Origin of the sequence: Candidatus Erwinia dacicola (genome assembly GCF_001756855.1) — a bacterium.
GTDB classification, from domain to species: domain Bacteria; phylum Pseudomonadota; class Gammaproteobacteria; order Enterobacterales; family Enterobacteriaceae; genus Erwinia; species Erwinia dacicola.
The window spans coordinates 1-2,502 of record NZ_MAYS01000360.1 but is presented as its reverse complement, the minus strand read 5'-3'; the positions used below and the strand labels follow the sequence as shown (position 1 = coordinate 2,502).

General features: G+C 54.2%; 2 protein-coding genes. One reads left to right on the top strand and one right to left on the bottom strand.

What is annotated here, in order from left to right:
• The first annotated feature begins 238 nt into the window (after positions 1 to 238).
• Positions 239 to 1,174: a malate dehydrogenase gene (gene mdh, locus BBW68_RS10250; RefSeq protein ID WP_070135283.1), complete on the top strand. Its 936-nt coding sequence runs from the start codon at positions 239 to 241 to the stop codon at positions 1,172 to 1,174.
• A gap of 103 nt (positions 1,175 to 1,277) precedes the next feature.
• Here the strand turns inward: mdh and degS are convergent, their stop codons facing one another.
• Positions 1,278 to 2,339: an outer membrane-stress sensor serine endopeptidase DegS gene (gene degS / locus BBW68_RS10245; RefSeq protein ID WP_070135282.1), complete on the bottom strand. Its 1,062-nt coding sequence runs from the start codon at positions 2,337 to 2,339 to the stop codon at positions 1,278 to 1,280.
• Between the last annotated feature and the right edge of the window lie 163 nt (positions 2,340 to 2,502).

Genomic DNA, 2,502 nt, shown 5'->3' with positions numbered 1-2,502 from the left:
AGATCTTTGCAATAGTGCCAAAAAAATTTGCTGACGGTTTGCTAAAGCGGGCAAGAAGTGAACAATTGTTATAGTAATGAGGTTGTTCCAGTTAGCGCTAAAGGTGTAATGTAACGCCGAATCACGATGATATCCTGTCGTGCTGAAACGTCAGCTAAACTTGTGTTTCAGCAAATCCGGATAGAGCAACATGGATTTCACGACACAATAAATATTTAATATAATTAAGGAGTTTAGGATGAAAGTTGCAGTTCTCGGTGCAGCAGGTGGTATCGGCCAAGCATTAGCCCTTCTGCTGAAAACCCAGCTTCCGGCGGGTTCAGCACTCTCTCTGTACGATATCGCCCCAATCACTCCTGGAGTGGCGGTCGACCTAAGCCATATTCCTACCTCAGTTAAAATCGAAGGCTTCAGCGGCGAAGACGCAACCCCGGCGCTGAAAGGTGCTGACGTGGTGCTGATCTCCGCAGGCGTGGCGCGTAAGCCGGGTATGGACCGTTCTGACCTGTTCAACGTCAACGCCGGTATTGTGCGTAACCTGATTGAGCAAGTCGCTTTAACCAGTCTTGGCGCCCTAATCGGTATCATCACTAACCCGGTTAACACCACCGTCGCGATTGCAGCGGAAGTGCTGAAAAAAGCTGGCGTCTACGACAAAAACAAACTGTTCGGCGTCACCACGCTGGATATCATCCGCTCCAACACCTTTGTTGCTGCGCTGAAAGGCAAGCAGCCAGAAGAACTGAACGTGCTAGTCGTTGGCGGTCACTCAGGCGTGACGATCCTGCCGCTGCTATCGCAGATCCCGGGCGTCAGCTTTAGCGAGCAGGAAACGGCTGATCTCACTAAACGCATTCAGAATGCTGGGACCGAAGTGGTTGAAGCGAAAGCGGGTGGCGGATCGGCCACGCTGTCGATGGGCCAAGCTGCGGCGAAATTTGGTCTGTCACTGGTCCGGGCGCTGCAGGGCGAAAGCGATGTGGTGGAATGTGCCTATGTCGAAGGGGACGGCGAACATGCGCGTTTCTTCTCGCAGCCGCTGCTGCTGGGTAAGAAGGGGATTGTTGAGCGCCGTCCGATTGGCAAGCTGAGCGCCTTTGAACAGCAGTCACTGGATGGCATGCTGGATACGCTGAAAAAAGATATCGTGCTAGGTGAAGGGTTCGTTAAGTAATAGACTCCCTTTATACCTGAAGCCGCAGCTGCATTGGCTGCGCGTCATCGCCCCAGAATTTTACCCATGTAAGCTGTCGCGGTTTTTCATTCTTTATCTCGCGCTACTGGTCCTGCGTCTGGATCTCATCAGGATATTCCAGCACTGTGACCAGCAGCGTCATCTTCTTCTCATTACGGGTGATATCCACATTAATCACCGTGCCCGGACGGATTTCAGCCACCTGGTCCATGGTTTCTACCGGTGAGACCGCCGCCGCATTATTTACGTGGGTAATCACATCATTGACCTGAATACCGGCTTTATCTGCCGGGCCACCGGCTTTCACCTCGGTCACCACGATGCCCTGATTATGATCTATACCTGATGTCTGGCCGCTGTAACGGCGGAATTCGCGCCCGGTAATGCCGATATAGCCGCGGATTACGCGCCCGTCGCGGATCAGCTGCTCCATCACCTTCGTTGCCAGCTTGGTCGGAATAGCAAAGCTCAGACCTTCCGGCGTTTCGCCGTTGCTGCTTTTATCAAAGGAGAGGGTGTTGATACCCATCAGTTCGCCCAGCGAGTTAATCAGCGCGCCGCCGGAGTTGCCGCGGTTGATGGACGCATCGGTCTGCAGGAAATCCTGATGACGGGAAGGGCTGAGGCCAACCCGTCCGGTGGCGCCAATAATACCCTGCGTTACCGTCTGCCCGATGTTATACGGATTGCCGATCGCCATCACCAGATCGCCAACGTGCGCGACGCGCTGCGGGTTGATCGGGATTACCGGTAAATTCACCGCATTGATTTTCAGCACTGCTAGGTCCGTCAGCGAGTCAGATCCGACCAGCATCGCTTCAAAGTAGCGGCCATCCTGCAGATTGATGATGATCTGGCTGGCGTCGTTGATCACATGTTTATTGGTCAGAATATAGCCGCGCGGCTCCATGATCACCCCAGAGCCGAGCACATCGCTGGTGCCGTTGGCGCTGCGGTTGTAAACATAAACTACCGCAGGCGCGGCGCGTTTTACCCCTGCGTTGTAGCTGACCGGCTGCCGATCGGCGCTGTCGTCGATAGCAGACAGCAGATCGCTGCCCAGCCGCAGGCCCGGCACAGCTACCAGAAGGATAGCGGCCACAATCAGTCCGAAGATCGCTGAACGCAAAAGTTTAGGAAACATGGTGTTAGCCAGTGTATGAATAAACGACTGGCAGGATAGCATGAGTTACGCGGACACAGTAGCCTGTGTCCGCGTGGAGGGTTGCAGATAGATATTCTCATCGCCGCGCATGGCGCTTAGCGCCAACAGGTCCGGTTTGGTTTCCAGCGGTAGAGTCTTAGGA

Coding starts and splice junctions, on each gene's coding strand:
- mdh (WP_070135283.1), top strand. CDS start 239: ATGAAAGTTGCAGTTCTCGGTGCAGCAGGTGGTATCGGCCAAGCATTA.
- degS (WP_070135282.1), bottom strand. CDS start 2,339: ATGTTTCCTAAACTTTTGCGTTCAGCGATCTTCGGACTGATTGTGGCC.